This window comes from Arthrobacter crusticola (assembly GCF_004357995.1).
GTDB classification, from domain to species: domain Bacteria; phylum Actinomycetota; class Actinomycetes; order Actinomycetales; family Micrococcaceae; genus Arthrobacter_D; species Arthrobacter_D crusticola.
This window is the reverse complement of sequence record NZ_SMTK01000003.1, coordinates 682,802-699,383: the sequence shown is the minus strand read 5'-3', so window position 1 is coordinate 699,383 and position 16,582 is coordinate 682,802. Positions and strand designations below refer to the sequence as shown.

Below are 16,582 nucleotides of genomic sequence, written 5' to 3'. Positions count from 1 at the left end.
CCCCCGCCACCCACCACTTCCCCCAAGTCCTGTCCCGAGTCCTCCCCCGAAGGAGCGCCCCATGAATTCCAGGCTCGCCCGCCTCGCGGTGCCGATCGGCGTGGTCGGCATCATCATGCTGCTCATCGTGCCCGTGCCGGCCGGCCTGCTCGACTTCCTGATCGCCGCGAACATCCTGCTGGCGCTGGTGGTGCTGCTGACCTCGATGTTCGTCCAGAAGCCCCTCGACTTCTCGGTGTTCCCCTCGCTGCTGCTGGTGGCCACGCTGTTCCGCCTCGGACTGAACGTCGCCTCGACCCGGCTGATCCTCGGGGAGGCCCACGCCGGGAAGATCATCGAGGCGTTCGGGCAGGTCACCGTGGGCGGGAACATCATCATCGGCAGCGTGATCTTCCTGATCCTCGTGGTCATCCAGTTCCTCGTCGTCACCAAGGGCGCCGAGCGGGTCGCGGAGGTCGGCGCGCGCTTCACCCTCGACGCGATGCCGGGCAAGCAGATGGCCATCGACGCCGACCTCAACGCCGGCCTGGTCACCGACGAACAGGCCAAGGAGCGCCGGGCCGAGGTCTCCGCCGAGGCCGACTTCTACGGAGCCATGGATGGGGCCTCGAAGTTCGTGAAGGGCGATGCGATCGCCGGCATCGTGATCCTGATCATCAACCTGGTGGGCGGGGTGGCCATCGGCATGGCCATGCACGGCATGCCCGCCGCTGAGGCCCTGCGCACCTACGCCATCCTCACCATCGGCGACGGACTGGTGACCCAGATCCCGGCGCTGCTGATGGCGGTGGCCACGGGCATGATCGTGACCCGCTCCAACGCCGAGGCCGACATGGGCACCACCGCCTCGAACCAGGTCGCCCAGTCCCGCAACGCCCTGCTGATCGCCGGCACCGCGGCCGTGGCCCTGGCCCTGATCCCGGGCATGCCGAAACTGCCGTTCCTACTCATTGGCGGCGCGCTGATCTTCGCCTCACGGAAGATCAAGGCCACCGAGACCGCCGCCGCCGCCGCGGCCCAGCGGGAGGCCGCGGCCGCCGTCGAGCCGGCCGCGGAGTCACCCGAGGAACTCATCCGCAGACTCCGCGTCCAGCCCCTGGAAATCCTGCTTGCGGCGGACCTGGTGGACACCGTCACCGGCGCCTCGGACGACCTCCTGGCCCGGGTCCGCAGCCTGCGCCAGAAGATCGGCATGGACCTCGGCTTCGTCCTGCCGCCGGTCAACGCCCGCGACAGCATCGACCTGCCGCCGGGAACCTACGCCATCCGCATCGGCGGGGTGGAGGCCGGCCGCGGGGAAGCCCCGGCAGGAAAGGTCCTGGCCCTGGGCGATGCGCTCGACGCCCTGCCCGGGACCGCGACCATGGAACCGGTGTTCGGGCTGCCGGGCAAATGGGTGCCGGCCGGCATGGCGCACAGCGCCCAGATGACCGGGGCGACAGTCATCGACCGGGTGTCGGTGCTCATCACCCACCTTTCCTCGATCGTCACGGCCAATGCGGCGCGCCTGCTGACCCGCGAGGACGTCCGGCTCCTCACCGAAAGCGTCAAGGAGGCAAGCCCCTCGGCGGTTGACGAACTGGTCCCCGGGCTGCTCTCCCTCGCCGAGGTCCAGCGGGTCCTGCAGGGCCTGCTCGAGGAGCATGTTCCCATCAACGACCTGCCGCGCATCTTCGAGGCGCTCACCCTTCGGGCCAAGGTCTCCACGGATCCCGAGGGACTCATCGAGGCGGCCCGGCGCGCCCTGGGGCCGGCGCTGGCGGTGCGCCATCTCAGCGGCGGCCAGCTGAGCGTGGTGATGATCGAGCCGGGCCTCGAACAGTCGATGCTCGAGGGCCTGCGCCCCGCCGAAGGCGGCAGCCAGATCCTCCTCGACGCCAACCGCATCGAGGCGGTCCTTGCCTCCCTCCACGCCACCGTGGCGGCGGCAGGACACCAGGGACACGAGCCCGTCCTGGTCTGCGCGCCGCTGATCCGTCCCGCGGTGCGCCGGCTGGTCTCCGCCCGGGTGGGGGGACTGCCGGTATTGTCCTATCAGGAGGCCCAGGCGGCCAACGTGCCCATCGAGACGATAGGAGTGGTCCGTGGCGCTGAACCGGTTTCACCTTAGCGGCCCGTCCATCGAGGCGCTCCGCCGGCAGGTCCGGGCCGAGTACGGGCCCGAGGCCGTCATTGTGCGGGCTGAGGCCGTCACGGTGGGCGGACTGGGCGGATTCCTGGCCCGGCACCACTACGAGGTCACGGTCGAGCTGCCCGACGCCGCCGCCCCGTCGACTGATCCCCTTCCGGTGGTCAAGCGCACCGGCATCGCCGCCCTGCTGGCGGACGCGGACACCGCCGAGGCGGCCCTCAACTCGGTGCCGGTGTCAACGGAATCCGGGGAGTTCTCCTCCTTTCTGAAGGACCTTGAGTCCGCCGTCGACCCCTCCGCAGGTGCCCCCGGCGCCGGCCCTGCCGGTGCCACGGGTGCCACCGCCGCCGCGGGCGCTGACCGGCCACCGCGGCCCCTGGACGGCCCGGGCGACCTCATCGTCGTCGCCGGTCCCGGCCGCGATGCCCTCGAGGCCGGGCGGCTCCTGCTGTCACCGGCGGCTCCGGCGGCGCTGCTGACAGCCGGCGCGCTGCGGGTCGAGGGGCTGGCCCACGTGGCGGACCGGCGCGCGGCCACCGAGGCGAGGGCCGCCGGGGTGATCGCCGGGGCGCCGGTGGTCGTCGCGTTCGGGCTGGGGTACCCCTCGGAGGCCTTTGTCCACCTGCCGGCGCTGGCCCTGATGGGGTTCGACCAGCTGTGGCTGGCCGTCGATGCCACCCGCAAGCACGGGGACACGGTGGCGTGGGTCGAGGCCGTCGAGGCCGTTGCCGAGCCCGACGCCGTTGCGGCCTTCTCCCGCCGGGACACCGCCACCCCCGAAACGGTCCAGGCGCTGCGCTTTCCGGTCAGCTGGGTGGATGTCGCCCCGGAAGTTCCTGCGCGGCCCGCGGGCCCGTCTCCCTCCACCCGCCAGGCCGTTGTTTACCCTCCGACGCGGATTCAAAGATAGGCTTTCACTGTGCTGGTACTAACGCGGAAATTCAACGAGAAGATTCATATCGGCGAGGATATCGTCATTACCATTCTCGAATCGCGCGGTGATGGCATCAAGATCGGGATCGAGGCGCCGCGGGGCGTTAAAATCCAGCGCGGCGAGATTCTCCAGGCCGTGATCGAAGCGAATCTTTCGGCCAATGTCTCAGACGCGGATGCCGAATCGCAGCTCAAGGCGCTGCTGGGCCGCAGGGATCCCGAGCCGGACGCCGAGCAGGACACCAGCTCCTAGACTTCTGGAGCCTTAGGCTCCGGGGCGTCCCGGCGTGCGCCGGAACCTCAGGCGGAAACGGGCGCCATGGCGGCCGGCCGGACGGAACCACTCAGGGTGGAGCCGCCCCGGGTCCGTGCCGCAAGGGACGTGAGATAGGCGGTGCGCCGGGCAGGGGCGACGCGCGACTCCGGCGCGGGTGCGGCGCCGTCGGTGTCGGAATACACCGCAGCCATCCCGTCGCGCAGCAGCCGGATGGCCTCGGCCCGCTGCTGGGACACCGCCGAGTGGGTGGACCCGAACTCCTCGGCAAGGTCCTTGACCGGGCGGTCCTCGAAGTAGGTCTGCTCGATGATGTAGCGCATCTTGTCGGGCAGGGCCTGCACCGCGGCCCGCAGATACTGGGCCTGCTCGGAGACCAGCAGGGATTCCTCGGGGGTGGCCATGACGGCGGTGAGCGACTCCGGCGCGTTCTCGTCAAGGGTCGAGACGGTGCGTGAGGCATCGGCCAGGGTCGCGGCGACCGCGTCGCGTCCCACGCCCAGCACCTCGGCGATCTCGCTGACTGTGGGGTTGCGCTGCAGTGCCCCGGTGAGCAGTTCGGACACCGCGAGGGTCTCCTTGATCCGCCGGCGGGTGTCCCGGCTGGCCCAGTCGGAGGCCCGCATGTCATCGGCGAAGGCGCCCAGGATGCGCCGCCGGGCGAAGGTGCCGAACTTCACGCCGTAGGAGGGGTCGAAGGACTGGGCGGCGGAGACGAGCGCGAGGGCGCCGGCGCCGGCGAGGTCCTCGCGAGAGAGGTGCGGGGACCGTGCGCAGATTTCCGAGACAAGATATCCAACCAGCGGAAGATTCTCCACAATCATCTTGTTGCGTTCTTCACGGTTCAACTCGGACATCCCCTCATAAACACGATTTGCAATCCGCGCCGGTGGCTGTGGATTTCCGCCGACCGGACTCCGGTTCCCTGGAGGCGTTGGCCGGTGAATTTCCCGGTTTTCCAACAGTAAGACTCCGCACAGGGCCGAAATAGCGAGGTGCAAAAACAGCGTGGAATTCCTACTGAAATACTGCGCCGATCCTGCGGATATCCAGAGCATCACCGAAGGGTGGGATAAGGGCACCCGTTTCCGCCCCCGCCGAAGCGATTGGGAAACCCCTATCAATGGGGTGGAAACCGGTCTAGGATGACTGTTCGTGCGCTCCTTTCCCTACCCCCATTCCGGCCCTCCGGACCTCCGCTCCCCCACCCGGTTCCTGGTGTGGCTTGCCTCGAAGCAGAAGGCGACGCTGGCGGCCGGCGCCCTGCTGGGCGCGGTGTGGATGGTGGCGCAGGCCCTTATGCCCTTCTTCCTCGGCCGGGCCGTGGACCGCGGCATCCTGGCCGGGAACGGCCGCGCCCTCGCGGTTGAGGTGCTGATCCTTTTGGGCCTGATGGTGGTGCAGGCCGCGGCCGACACCTTCGGGCACCGGATCGCCGTCAGCAACTGGCTGCAGGCCTCCTTCCGTTCGGTCCAGCTGGTCGGACACCACGTCACCCGCACCGGTGAGGCCCTGCCGAACACCCTTTCCACCGGCGAGGTGGTCTCGACCGCCGCGTCGGACACCTTCCGGCTCGGGGAGATCTTCGATGTCTCGGCCCGCTTGGCCGGCGCGTTCGCGGCCTGGCTCGTGGTCAGTGTCCTGATCTTCGACACCTCCCCCGAGCTGGGCCTCCTGGTGCTCGCGGGCGTGCCGGCGTGCTGCGCCCTGCTGCTGTTCGTGGTGCGCCCGCTGCAGGCCCGCCAGCGTGAGCAGCGGGCCGACTCGGGGAAGATGACGGCGGTCGGGGCCGACACGGTCGCCGGGCTGCGGGTGCTGCGCGGCATCGGCGGCGAGCACATCTTCGTCCGCCGTTACCGCGCCCGGTCCGCGGCGACCCGGGATTCGGGCATCCGTGTCGCCCGTTCCCTCGCCGACCTCGAGGCGTCCCAGGTGTTCATCGCCGGTGCCTTCAGCGTGGTATTCACCTGGGTCGGCGCCGGCCTGGTCCTCGAGCGCACCATCTCCCCCGGTGAACTCGTGGCGCTCTACGGTTTCTCGGTGTTCCTCGTAACACCGATCCGCACCGCGGCCGACGCAGTGTCGCGGACCATCCGCGCCCAGGTGGGGGCCCGGAAGATCATCGCCGTACTGCGGGTGGAACCCTCGGTCTCCGACGCTCCCGCGCGCGTGCGGCCGCCGGCGCCCGGAGCCGCCCTGCTGGACACCGCGAGCGGGCTGGCCCTCGAGCCGGGCCGGATCACTGCACTGGTCTCCGCGGATTCCGGCGGCGCCGCTGCCGTCGCCGCCCGGCTCGGACGCTTCGACGACGCCGCGGCCGGCGCGGACGGTGTCCGCTGGGGCGGGGTGGGCCTGGGCGCGGTGGCGCTGGCGGAAACCCGCCGCCGCATCGTCGTGAGCGAGGCCGCGCCGCAGCTCTTCACCGGGTCCCTGCGGTCCCAGCTTGACCCGCAGCAACGCCATGACGACGCCACCATCCTCGACGCCCTGCGGGCCGCCAGCGCCCTGGACATTCTGGACGGGGTGGAGGACGGCCTCGACACCGCAGTGACCGAGCGCGGCCGCGGGTTCTCCGGCGGCCAGCGCCAGCGCATCGTGCTCGCCCGGGCGCTGCTCACCCGCGCGGAGATCCTTATCCTCATCGAGCCGACGAGCGCCGTCGATGCCCACACCGAGTCCCGGATCGCCGGCGGCCTCCGCGGGGAGCGGGCCCGCCCCGGCCTCACCACGCTGGTGGTGACCGCGAGTCCCCTGCTCCTGGGCATCGTGGATTCGGTGGCACTCCTCGAGGACGGCAGGGTCAGCGCGGCCGGCACGCACCGCGACCTGATGGCAGGCAATCCGACCTATCGAAATGTTGTGATCCGCAGTGAGTGATACAGCAACCCGCACCGGCCCGGACGCCGGGCAGCGCGGCGGGGAACCGGACCGCCTCCCGGTGGCCGGTGCACGTGCCGTGCGCGCCGAGGCAGCCCGCCTGATCCGCCACCACCGCCGTGGCCTGGCGGCCGTGGTGGCCCTGTACGTGGGCTCGGCCGTGGCCGGGCTCGCCGGTCCGCTGCTGCTGGGCGTCGTCGTGGACGCCGTCCTCGCCGGCACCACCCGGGAATTCGTCACCTGGGTCTCTCTGGCGATGCTCGCTTCCCTGCTCCTGCAGTCCCTCCTGCGTCGGTCTGCCGTGCGGTCCGGCATGGTGTTCGGTGAACGTGTCTTTGCCCGGCTGCGGGAGGACTTTCTGGAGCAGGTCACCGCGCTGCCGCTGTCGACGGTGGAGAAGGCCGGCACCGGCGATCTGGTGGCACGTACCACCAACGACATCGACGCCGTCTCCCACACGGTGCGGTTCGGGGTGCCGCAGGTCGTGGTGTCGGTGGTGACCATCGTGCTGACACTGGCGGCCGCCGTCGCCGCCTCTCCGCTGCTGTCGGTGGCCCTGCTGACGGGCCTTCCCCTGCTCTACCCGGTGACGCGGTGGTACCTGGCCCGCTCCTCGGCCGGGTACCAGAGGGAACGCGAGACCTACGCGGTGATCAACGGCGCCGTGACCGAAACCATCGAGGGGGCGCGGACCGTGGACGCGCTGGGCCTGGGCGGCGCGCGCCGGGCCACCATCGACGCGGCCCTGGCGGACAGCTACCGCGCCGAGCGCTACACGCTCTGGCTGCGCAGCGTCCTCTTCCCCGCGGCGGACATCGCGTTCTGGCTGCCCGTCGCCGGGGTTCTGGTGTGGGGCGGTTGGCTGGCCTCGCTCGGCGTCGTGACCCCCGGGGCCGTTGCCGCGGTGGCCCTGCTGGCCGTGCGCCTCATCGATCCCGTCGACCTGCTGATCATGTGGACCGACGAGATCCAGGTCGGGGCCGCGTCGCTGGCCCGGATCATCGGGGTGAAGGAGGTGCCGCCGGACCGCACGGCGACGGACGAAACACCGGCGAATGAGGACATCCGCGTCTCCGGGGCCACCTACGCCTACCGGCCCGGCCACAATGTGCTCCACGGCGTGGACCTGACCCTGCGGCGCGGGGAACGCCTTGCGGTTGTCGGACCCTCGGGGGCCGGCAAGTCGACGCTGGGCCGCCTGATCGCCGGAATCCACCCGCCCACCTCAGGGTCGGTCACCGTCGGCGGGGTGCCGCTGGTGGACCGCCCCCTCGACGACCTGCGCCGCGAGGTCGCCCTGGTCACCCAGGAGCACCACGTGTTTGTCGGCTCGGTCGCCGACAATGTGCGGCTGGGGCGCGCCGATGCCTCCGAAACGGAGATTGCCGGCGCGCTGGAGTCGGTGGGCGCGCTGTCCTGGGCCGCCGGCCTGCCGGGGGGAATCGACACCGAAGTCGGCTCCGGCGCCCACGAACTGACCCCGGCCCAGGCGCAGGAGCTGGCCCTGGCCCGGCTGATCCTGGCCGACCCGCACACCCTCGTCCTCGACGAGGCCACCTCGCTCATCGACCCGCAGTCCGCGCGGGACCTCGAGCGTTCGCTCAGCGTCGTCCTCGAGGGCCGGACGGTGATCGCCATCGCCCACCGCCTGCACACCGCCCACGACGCCGACCGGGTGGCGGTGGTCGAGGACGGCAACATCACCGAACTCGGCTCCCATGAAGAACTGCTGGCCCTGGACGGCGCCTACGCCTCGCTGTGGCGCTCCTGGCGCACCGAGTAGCAGGCGTGGCGTGCCCGGCGCCCGGGCGGGACGACGCCGGGGCGTGGCCCGGCGCCCTCAGTGGTCGAAGAACACCAGCGAGGAGTTGATCAGCTCCGCGATGACCTCGGCGTCGTGGGCCCGCCGCAGGGAGTCCCGGAAGTTTTCCTTGAACAGGCTCCGCGCGATGGTGGCGAGCACCTCCAGATGCTCGGAGAAGGACGAGGCGGGGGTCGCGATGAGCAGCACCAGGGTTGCGGGGCCGTCGACCGCACCGAAGTCGAGGCTGTGCCCGTACTTGGTGACGCCGACCCCGATGGAGGTCTGGCAGACATACTCGCTGCGCGCGTGCGGCAGGCCGACCCCGCCGGGCAGCCCGGTGGCCATCTGATGCTCCCGGGAGTTGACCTGCTCAAGGAACGCGTCGAGGTCCGTGATCCTGCCCGCGGCGTGCATGCGGGCGGCCAGCTGTGCGCTGGCGTCCTCCTTGGACTCCGCCTCCATTTCGAGGATCACCAGGTCCGGCGTTGTCAGCCCGGCCTCGTGCAGCTCCAGGGACAGCTCACTCAATTTGTGCCTCTCATCGTGCCCGCGGCCGCCGATGCCCTGCGGTGTCCGTACCACGGCCGCGGCCGCTCCCTAGCTTACCGGGACGATGTCCTCAGCACCCATGCGGGCGCTGTCCGCCGACTCGTCGTCGGGCTGTTCCTGGCTGAGCCGCTCCGCCTGGACGCGGGCGAGGTAGTGCTTCACCTCGCGGTTGACCTGCTGCTCGCTCCAGCCCAGAAGCGGGCCCATCAGCTCGGCGACGACCGGCGCCGCGGACACGCCGCGGTCCCAGGACTCGATGGAGATCCGGGTGCGGCGGGTGAGGATGTCTTCGATGTGGCGCGCCCCCTCGTGGGTGACGGCGAAGACCGCCTCGGCGGCGAGGTAATCGTCGGCGCCTGGCAGCGGCTCGCCCAGCGCGGGGTCGGACTTGATCAGCTCAAGGACGGAGTCGGCCTGGGTGCCGTAGCGCTGGAGCAGGTGCTCCACCCGGGCCACATGGATCCCCGCGGCCTCGGCCATCCTCGCCCGCATGTTCCACGCGGCCTTGTACCCCTCGGCGCCAAGCAGGGGAACGGAGTCCGTGCAGCTTTCGGGAACGCGCTCGTCGAGGGCGCGCGAGGCCTCGTCGACGGCGTCCTTGGCCATCACCCGGTAGGTGGTCCACTTGCCGCCGGCGACGACGACGAGCCCGGGCACCGGGTGGGCGACGATGTGCTCGCGGGAGAGCTTCGCCGTGGAGTCGCTCTCGCCGGCCAGCAACGGGCGGAGCCCGGCGTAGACACCCTCGACATCCTCGCGGGTCAGCGGGCGGTTCAGCACCCTGTTCACGTGCTCGAGGATGTAGTCGATGTCCTGCGACGACGCCGCCGGGTGGGCCTTATCGAGGTCCCACTTGGTGTCGGTGGTGCCGATGATCCAGTGGCGTCCCCACGGGATGACGAACAGGACCGACTTCTCGGTGCGCAGGATCAGGCCCACGGTGGACTGGAACCGGTCGCGCGGCACCACGAGGTGGATGCCCTTGGAGGCCCGGACCTTCAGCTGGCCGCGGTCGGTGACCATGGCCTGGGTCTCGTCGGTCCAGACGCCGGTGGCGTTGACCACCTGCTTGGCGCGGATGCTGAATTCCTCCCCGGTCTCCTGGTCCTTGACCTGGGCGCCGACCACCCGCTCGCCCTCGCGCAGGAAGTTCACCACGGTGACCCGGTTGGCCGCGTGCGTCCCGTAGTGCACGGCGGTGCGGATCATGTTCACCACGTACCGGGCGTCGTCGACCTGCGCGTCGTAGTAGCGGATGGAGCCGACCATCGCGTCTTTCTTCAGGCTGGGCGCCGCGCGCAGCGTGCCGCGCCGGCTGAGGTGCTTGTGGAACGGCACCCCGCGGGAGTGCCCGCCGCCGATGCTCAGGGCGTCGTAGAGGGCGATGCCGGCCCCGACGTAGGGGCGTTCGACGAAGCGCTTGCCCAGCGGATAGAGGAACGGCACCGGCTTCACCAGGTGCGGGGCGATCCGCTGGATCAGCAGCCCGCGTTCCTTCAGCGCCTCCTGCACCAGGGCGAAATCGAGCATCTCAAGGTAGCGCAGGCCGCCGTGGATCAGCTTCGAGGACCGCGAGGACGTCCCCGAGGCCCAGTCGCGGGCCTCGACGATTCCGGTGGTCAGTCCGCGCGTCACCGCGTCGAGGGCCGAGCCGACACCCACCACCCCGCCGCCGACGATCAGGATGTCGAGTTCTCCGCCCGGCCGGCTGGTGGCCTTCAGCGCCTCAAGCGCCTCGCTGCGGTACTGGGGACTGAGTGCGCCTGCTGCCATGGCCGTAACCCTCCGGAACGTTGAGTTCTGCGTACCCCAACTTTAGGCACTCAACCGCCCGGAGCGCACTCAATCGTTCGAAACATAGGGCGAAAGGACGACCTCCACCCGCTGGAACTCCTTGAGATCCGAGTATCCCGTGGTCGCCATGGCCCGGCGCAGCGCCCCGATCAGGTTCGAGGTGCCGTTGGTGTGGTGGGAGGGGCCCCACAGCACTTCCTTCAGCGGGCCGACGGTTCCAAGGTTGAACCGGTCGCCGCGGGGAAGCTCGGCGTGGTGGGCTTCCTGGCCCCAGTGCCAGCCCTTCCCCGGTGCCTCCTCGGCGCGGGCCAGGGCCGAGCCGAGCATGACGGCGTCGGCGCCCATGGCGATGGCCTTAACGATGTCGCCGCTGGCGCCCATGCCGCCGTCGGCGATGACATGCACGTAGCGTCCGCCGGATTCGTCCATGTAGTCCCGGCGGGCCGCGGCCACATCGGAGATGGCCGAGGCGAGCGGGGAGTGGATGCCGAGGGCCCGCCGGGTCGTCGTCGTCGCCCCTCCCCCGAAGCCCACGAGGACCCCGGCGGCGCCGGTGCGCATCAGGTGCAGGGCCGGGGTGTAGCCGGCGGCGCCGCCGACGATCACCGGGACGTCGAGCTCGTAGATGAACTGCTTGAGGTTCAGCGGTTCCTCGTTCTTCGACACGTGCTCGGCCGAGACGGTGGTGCCGCGGATGACGAAGATGTCGACGCCGGCGGCGAGGACGGTCTTGTAGAACTGCTGGGTGCGCTGGGGGGTCAGCGACCCGGCGACGGTCACCCCGGCCTCGCGGATCTCGGCCAGCCGGCTCGTGATGAGGTCGGCCTGGATGGGCGCCGCATAGATTTCCTGCAGGCGCGCGGTCGCGGCCGGGCTGAAGTTCTCGGTGCTGAGCCCGGCGATTTCATCGAGCACCGGCTGCGGGTCCTCGTAGCGGGTCCACAGACCCTCGAGGTTGAGCACGCCGAGCCCGCCGAGCCGGCCCAGGGCGATCGCGGTCGTCGGCGACATCACCGAATCCATGGGGGCCGCGATGACGGGCATCTCGAACTGGTAGGCGTCGATCTGCCAGCTCACGGACACATCGAGTGGGTCGCGGGTGCGCCGGGAGGGCACCACGGCGACATCGTCGAGGGAGTACGCCCTGCGTCCACGCTTGGCCCGGCCAATTTCAATCTCGTAAGTCACTGCTCTAGGTTATCCCAGCCCCGCACGGCGCCCTCATCAGGGGATATCCGCGAGCTTCCGGCCCGCTGCCGCGCCCCCGCCGGGCCGACCCAATTAACCCTCTTACCCCCGCACGGAATAGAGTTGCACAAAGGAACACTGTTGGAAAACACCGGCCGGGCAGCAGAACTGCGGGCGCCGGCACCCCGCACCGCAACGAAGCGGGCGGTTTCCCTCGGCCATTCGACCCGGCGCAGCCACCGGGCCCCGGAGGTTCACACCGTTCCACCCGGTGGAACAGCACCGGACGGTCCCCGCGGACTGCGCGGATTTATTTTTAGAGCATCACCCTTCGAGCACGACCATTCCACGCGGCGGCCCGCCCGCCGCGACATCGACGAGAGAATACCAATTCGTGAATAAAACACCCGCCGCACTGAAAACTCCCCCGACACTCGCCAAGGGCGCAATGCGCATCGTGGCCCTGGGCGGAATCGGTGAAATCGGCAGAAACATGACCGTCTTCGAATTCGGCGGGAAGCTGCTGATCGTTGACTGCGGCGTCCTGTTCCCTGAGGACCACCAGCCCGGCGTCAACGTGATCCTGCCCGACTTCTCCTACATCCGCGAACGCATCAACGATGTCGTCGCCGTTGTCCTCACCCACGGGCACGAGGACCACATCGGCGGCGTTCCGTACCTGCTGCGCGAGCGCGCCGACATCCCCCTCGTCGGCTCCCAGCTGACCCTGGCCTTCATCGAGGCCAAGCTCAAGGAGCACCGCATCACCCCCAAGACCGTCCAGGTCAAGGAAGGCGACCGCCGCACAATGGGCGGGTTCGACCTCGAGTTCGTCGCCGTGAACCACTCGATCCCCGACAGCCTCGCCGTCGCCATCCGTACCGCCGCCGGCATGGTGCTGCACACCGGCGACTTCAAGATGGACCAGTTCCCGCTTGACCGCCGCATCACCGACCTCGGCGCCTTCGCCCGTCTGGGCGCCGAGGGCGTGGACCTGTTCCTCACCGACTCCACCAACGCCGATGTGCCGGGCTTCACCACCTCGGAGAAGGACCTCGCCCCCGCGATCGACGCCGTGTTCCGCACCGCACCGCGCCGCATCATCGTCTCGAGCTTCGCCAGCCACATCCACCGCATCCAGCAGATCATCGACACCGCCCACCAGCACCGCCGCAAGGTGGCCTTCGTGGGCCGCTCGATGGTCCGCAACATGACCATCGCCGCGGACCTGGGCTACCTCAAGATTCCGCAGGGCCTGCTCGTCGACTTCAAGAAGCTCGAGCGCAGCGACGACCACAAGGTCGTGCTGATCTGCACCGGTTCCCAGGGCGAGCCGCTGGCGGCCCTGTCCCGGATGGCCAACAACGACCACGCCATCAAGATCAGCGAGGGCGACACCGTCCTGCTGGCCAGCTCGCTCATCCCGGGCAACGAGAATGCCATCTACGGCATCATCAACGCCCTGACCGAGATCGGCGCCAACGTGGTGCACAAGGGCAACGCCAAGGTGCACGTCTCCGGCCACGCCAGCGCCGGCGAGCTCGCCTACTGCTACAACATCGTCAAGCCCCGCAACGTCATGCCCGTGCACGGCGAATGGCGCCACCTGCGCTCCAACTCCGAGATCGCCGTCGCGACGGGCGTGGAGCCCCGCAATGTGATCATCGCCCAGGACGGCGTCACCGTCGACCTGCACCGCGGACGCGCCACCGTCTCGGGCAAGGTGCCCGCCGGGCTCGTGTTCGTCGACGGCGCGAGCGTCGGAGGCATCACCGAGGAGACGCTGCGCGAGCGGCGCCGCCTCGCTGAGGAAGGCTCGGTGACGGTCCTGGCCATCATCGACGCCGAGACCGGCACCATGACCGAACCGCCGGAGTTCTTCATCCAGGGCTTCTCGTGCGACCCGGCCGACCTCGACAAGGCGGGCACCGCGGTCGAGAAGGCCCTCGCCGACGGGCCCTCCGGCCGGCAGGGCGGGCGCGGGGCACGCACCCTGGATCCGGAGGCCGTCATCGAGCGCGCCACCGCGAACTGGATGCGGCGCTTCTACAACCGCACCCCGGTGATCACCGCGATCGTCGTCGACGCGTAGCCGCACCGTCCCCGGTCAGCAACGGTTTACGGCAAGCACTGATCCCCGGTTCCGCGCCTCCCGGTGCGGGGCCGGGGATCGGCAGTTAACCGGACGGGCTCGACGGCCGGGGTTGCATACGCCTGCCGAACCCCGGCATTTCTGACGGGTCCCGGCGCCCCGTTGAACGGCACCCTGTCGATACGGAAATTTCGCTGCCCGTGGGTACACTTCGGTTGAATTTAGTTCAATTGGGGGAAATAAGTGGCAAGGAAACTGTTCGGCGAAATATCGCCGTTGACCTACCGGATCGCCATGGAGAGGATGATTTTCCTCCGGCATCTGCGGAATTTCCGGCAGAGGGCGGAGATCACCTCCACCCGTTCGACGGTGTCGCTGCCCGTCACTGTCTATAAGCACAACTCGCTGATCCGGCGCCGGCTGGGGAACGTGGAGACCGAACTCCAGGACAATAAGGCGGTCAGCCTGGGCCTAACGGCCCCGAAAATCGACGGGATTGTCATCGCCCCCGGCGAGCGCTTTTCCTTTTGGAGCCTCGCCGGCCGGTGTTCGGTGAAGGAGGGCTACAAGGAGGGGCTGACCATCAGCAACGGCAAACCCACCCGTGGCATCGGCGGGGGCATGTGCCAGTTCACCAACCTGCTCCACTGGATGGTCCTTCACAGCCCGCTCACCGTCGTCGAGCACCACCACCACAACGGACTTGACCTGTTCCCGGACTACAACCGCCAGATCCCCTGGGGCACCGGCACCTCGATCGCCTTCAACTACCTCGACTACCAGGTCGAAAACCGGACGCCCTACACCTTCCAGTTCCGGACCTGGACGTCCGAGGAGTACCTCAGCGGCGAGCTGCGGGCAGACCGGGAGCTGCCGATGAAGTTCCACATCCGCGAACGCGACGCCTACTTCTATGAGGCCGGGAACGAGGTGTACCGGCACAACAAGGTGTACCGGATCGAACGGGACAAGCGGACCGGACTGGAGGTCTTTGAGGAGCTGATCCTCGAGAACGAGGGCCGGGTCGCCTACGACCGGTCGCTGATCCGGGCGGAGATCCTTCCGGTGCGCCCCGCCGGGCACGCGGTCACCCACTGATGCGGCCCCACCTGGCCCGGCCCTACGGCCCGGTGGGCTGCAGCTGGCTTTCGAACATCCGGTAGTAGCGGCCGCGCAGCTCCACGAGCTCGCGGTGCGTGCCGGACTCCACCACCCGCCCGTCCTCGAGCATGTAGACCACATCGGCCTTCTCGATCGTGGCGAGCCGGTGGCTGATGGCGACGATGGTCCGTGAACGGTCATCGAAGAGCCGGGTGAAGATGCGGTGCTCGGCCAGCGCGTCGATGGCCGAGGTGGGTTCGTCCATCACGATGAAGGGTGCGTCCCGGTAGAAGTTGCGGGCCATGGCCAGCCGCTGCCACTGCCCGCCCGAGAGCCCGCTGCCCTTGCGCCCCCGGGGGTCCTCCATCCAGTTGCTCACGTGGTTCTCGAAGCCGTTCGGAAGCCGGCGGATGAAGTCCGCGGCCTCCGCGTCGGCGGCCGCGCGTTCGATCCGCTCCTCCTCCCGGGGCGAGGCGACGTCGCCGAAGTAGATGTTGTTTCCCGCCGTCGCGAACTCGTACTTCAGGAAGTCCTGCGACATCACCGCGAGGTAGCGGTGCCACGAGGGCGTGCCGACCGTGCCCAGATCGCGCCCGTCGAGCAGGACCGCGCCGGAACTCGGACGGTAGAGCCCGGCCAGGATCCGGATGAGGGTCGACTTTCCCGCGCCGTTTTCGCCCACGATGGCGATGTGCCGCCCACGCTCGATGCTCAGGGAGATCCCCTTGAGCACCTCCAGGTCGCTGCCGGCGTAGGTGAAGCGGATGTCCTTCAGGTCGATCCGCGAGGGCGGACCGGACAGGGGCTCACCGGTGGCCTCGGGGACGGGCAGCTTCATGAACTGCTCGTAGTCCTTGAGATTGGACAGGTCCTCGTCGATGGAGCTCAGCGAACTTACCAGGTCGTTCGCGGTGCCCAGGGCGCGGCTGACGATCTGCTGGATGTAGAGGAACTGGCCCACCGGCTGGGCCCGGGCGATGATCTGACCGACCACCCACAGCAGCGCGATCACCTCCGCGCCGTACTGCAGGGCGTCGGCGAGCAGCTGCTTGGGAATGTAGCGGCGCTGGAAGTCGAGCCGGCGCAGCTCGTCGGCCTCCCGCAGCCGGGAGCGAAGCAGCATGAGGTACTCCACCACCCCGTAGAGGCGGATCTCGGCGATGTACTGCGGGCGCATGATGTTCGTTTCGATCATGCGCCGCTGCCGGCGGGAATCGACCTGCGTGTTCCAGTGCGCCATTTGTTCCCGGGAGAGGCGGAACTGCAGGTACACGCTCGGCACGATGGCGACCAGCACGATCAGCGCCACCCACCAGCTCACCAGCAGCAGGGCACCGATGGCGAGCACCACCGACACCAGCTGGGTGAAGATCGCCGCGATGCGGTCCAGCACCCGCGGGTAGGAGTCGGAGAACCGCCGCGCCCTGTCGTAGAGGTCCACGGTTTCCTTGTCGTCGTAGCGCCAGAACTCCAGCGCCAGGAACCTCTGGTACATCGAGTCGCCCACGATGGCGCCCACCCGGAAACTGAGCACCTGCTGGATGTACCGGTCGACGCTGGTGAAGGCACCCCAGAACAGGCCCAGTGCCGCGGTCACCACCACGTAGACGACGGCGCGCCCGCCCGCGTCGGGGTCTCCCGCGTACGCCTCGGCGAGCGCCGTCGTCGTGAGCGCCGCGAAGTAGGTAGTGACCAGCGGCAGCACCGCCCCGATCAGGGACCCGAGGACCTTCATGGCGACGGCGCCCGGGGAGGCTTTGGCGCTCAGGGCAAGGATCCGCCCGACGGCGCGGGCGTACGGAATCAGGGGCAGGCGGGAAGCGGAGCGCTCAACCACGA

12 protein-coding genes are annotated in these 16,582 nt (G+C 69.4%); 7 read left to right on the top strand and 5 right to left on the bottom strand.

Going from position 1 to position 16,582, the window contains the following annotated elements:
* Nucleotides 1-61: 61 nt before the first annotated feature.
* The 3 genes from E2F48_RS11075 to csrA are packed head-to-tail and all read left to right on the top strand — an operon-like array spanning nt 62 to nt 3,317.
* Nucleotides 62-2,110 (top strand): flagellar biosynthesis protein FlhA, encoded by a 2,049-nt coding sequence (locus tag E2F48_RS11075; protein WP_133403999.1) that lies wholly within the window; start codon nt 62-64, stop codon nt 2,108-2,110.
* Entirely contained in the window at nt 2,085-3,041 is a 957-nt protein-coding gene (locus E2F48_RS11070) for a hypothetical protein (protein ID WP_133403998.1), read from the top strand. Before E2F48_RS11075 ends, E2F48_RS11070 begins: the two co-directional genes overlap by 26 nt.
* Before the next feature lie 9 nt (nt 3,042-3,050).
* Nucleotides 3,051-3,317 (top strand): carbon storage regulator CsrA, encoded by a 267-nt coding sequence (gene csrA, locus E2F48_RS11065; protein ID WP_133403997.1) that lies wholly within the window; start codon nt 3,051-3,053, stop codon nt 3,315-3,317.
* Nucleotides 3,318-3,364: 47 nt separating this feature from the next.
* On the opposite strand, the gene E2F48_RS11060 is transcribed toward csrA, so the two are convergent.
* Nucleotides 3,365-4,186 (bottom strand): sigma-70 family RNA polymerase sigma factor, encoded by an 822-nt coding sequence (locus E2F48_RS11060; protein ID WP_133404154.1) that lies wholly within the window; start codon nt 4,184-4,186, stop codon nt 3,365-3,367.
* A gap of 307 nt (nt 4,187-4,493) precedes the next feature.
* On the opposite strand from E2F48_RS11060, the gene E2F48_RS11055 reads away from it, so the two are divergent.
* Together E2F48_RS11055 and E2F48_RS11050 are read left to right on the top strand one after the other, a co-directional pair.
* A complete protein-coding gene (locus E2F48_RS11055; protein ID WP_133403996.1) occupies nt 4,494-6,215 on the top strand; it encodes an ABC transporter ATP-binding protein in 1,722 nt (573 codons plus the stop codon).
* Nucleotides 6,208-7,998 (top strand): ABC transporter ATP-binding protein, encoded by a 1,791-nt coding sequence (locus E2F48_RS11050; protein ID WP_133403995.1) that lies wholly within the window; start codon nt 6,208-6,210, stop codon nt 7,996-7,998. Before E2F48_RS11055 ends, E2F48_RS11050 begins: the two co-directional genes overlap by 8 nt.
* Before the next feature lie 57 nt (nt 7,999-8,055).
* Here E2F48_RS11050 and E2F48_RS11045 read toward each other — a convergent pair whose 3' ends face one another.
* The 3 genes from E2F48_RS11045 to E2F48_RS11035 form a co-directional block, all read right to left on the bottom strand.
* Nucleotides 8,056-8,547, bottom strand: coding sequence for a PTS sugar transporter subunit IIA (locus E2F48_RS11045; RefSeq protein WP_133403994.1), 492 nt, complete (start codon nt 8,545-8,547; stop codon nt 8,056-8,058).
* Between the two features lie 69 nt (nt 8,548-8,616).
* Nucleotides 8,617-10,341: a glycerol-3-phosphate dehydrogenase/oxidase gene (locus E2F48_RS11040; RefSeq protein WP_133403993.1), complete on the bottom strand. Its 1,725-nt coding sequence runs from the start codon at nt 10,339-10,341 to the stop codon at nt 8,617-8,619.
* A 69-nt stretch (nt 10,342-10,410) separates the two neighbouring features.
* Nucleotides 10,411-11,550 carry a GuaB3 family IMP dehydrogenase-related protein gene (locus E2F48_RS11035; RefSeq protein ID WP_133403992.1) on the bottom strand — a complete coding sequence of 380 codons (1,140 nt, stop codon included), beginning with the start codon at nt 11,548-11,550 and terminating at the stop codon, nt 10,411-10,413.
* Between the two features lie 448 nt (nt 11,551-11,998).
* Between E2F48_RS11035 and E2F48_RS11030 the strand changes: the two genes are divergently transcribed.
* Both E2F48_RS11030 and E2F48_RS11025 read left to right on the top strand, forming a co-directional pair.
* Complete coding sequence (locus E2F48_RS11030) at nt 11,999-13,642, top strand: ribonuclease J (RefSeq protein WP_133404153.1); 1,644 nt, start codon at nt 11,999-12,001, stop codon at nt 13,640-13,642.
* A gap of 243 nt (nt 13,643-13,885) precedes the next feature.
* Nucleotides 13,886-14,740: a VanW family protein gene (locus E2F48_RS11025; protein ID WP_133403991.1), complete on the top strand. Its 855-nt coding sequence runs from the start codon at nt 13,886-13,888 to the stop codon at nt 14,738-14,740.
* A 22-nt stretch (nt 14,741-14,762) separates the two neighbouring features.
* Here E2F48_RS11025 and E2F48_RS11020 read toward each other — a convergent pair whose 3' ends face one another.
* On the bottom strand, nt 14,763-16,580 hold the full coding sequence (locus E2F48_RS11020; RefSeq protein WP_133403990.1) for an ABC transporter ATP-binding protein: 1,818 nt from the start codon (nt 16,578-16,580) through the stop codon (nt 14,763-14,765).
* Nucleotides 16,581-16,582: the final 2 nt, after the last annotated feature.

What these genes read in the sequence shown, in the direction of transcription:
- E2F48_RS11075 (WP_133403999.1), top strand. Translation starts at nt 62, where the DNA reads ATGAATTCCAGGCTCGCCCGCCTCGCGGTGCCGATCGGCGTGGTCGGC.
- E2F48_RS11040 (WP_133403993.1), bottom strand. Translation starts at nt 10,341, where the DNA reads ATGGCAGCAGGCGCACTCAGTCCCCAGTACCGCAGCGAGGCGCTTGAG.
- E2F48_RS11030 (WP_133404153.1), top strand. Translation starts at nt 11,999, where the DNA reads ATGCGCATCGTGGCCCTGGGCGGAATCGGTGAAATCGGCAGAAACATG.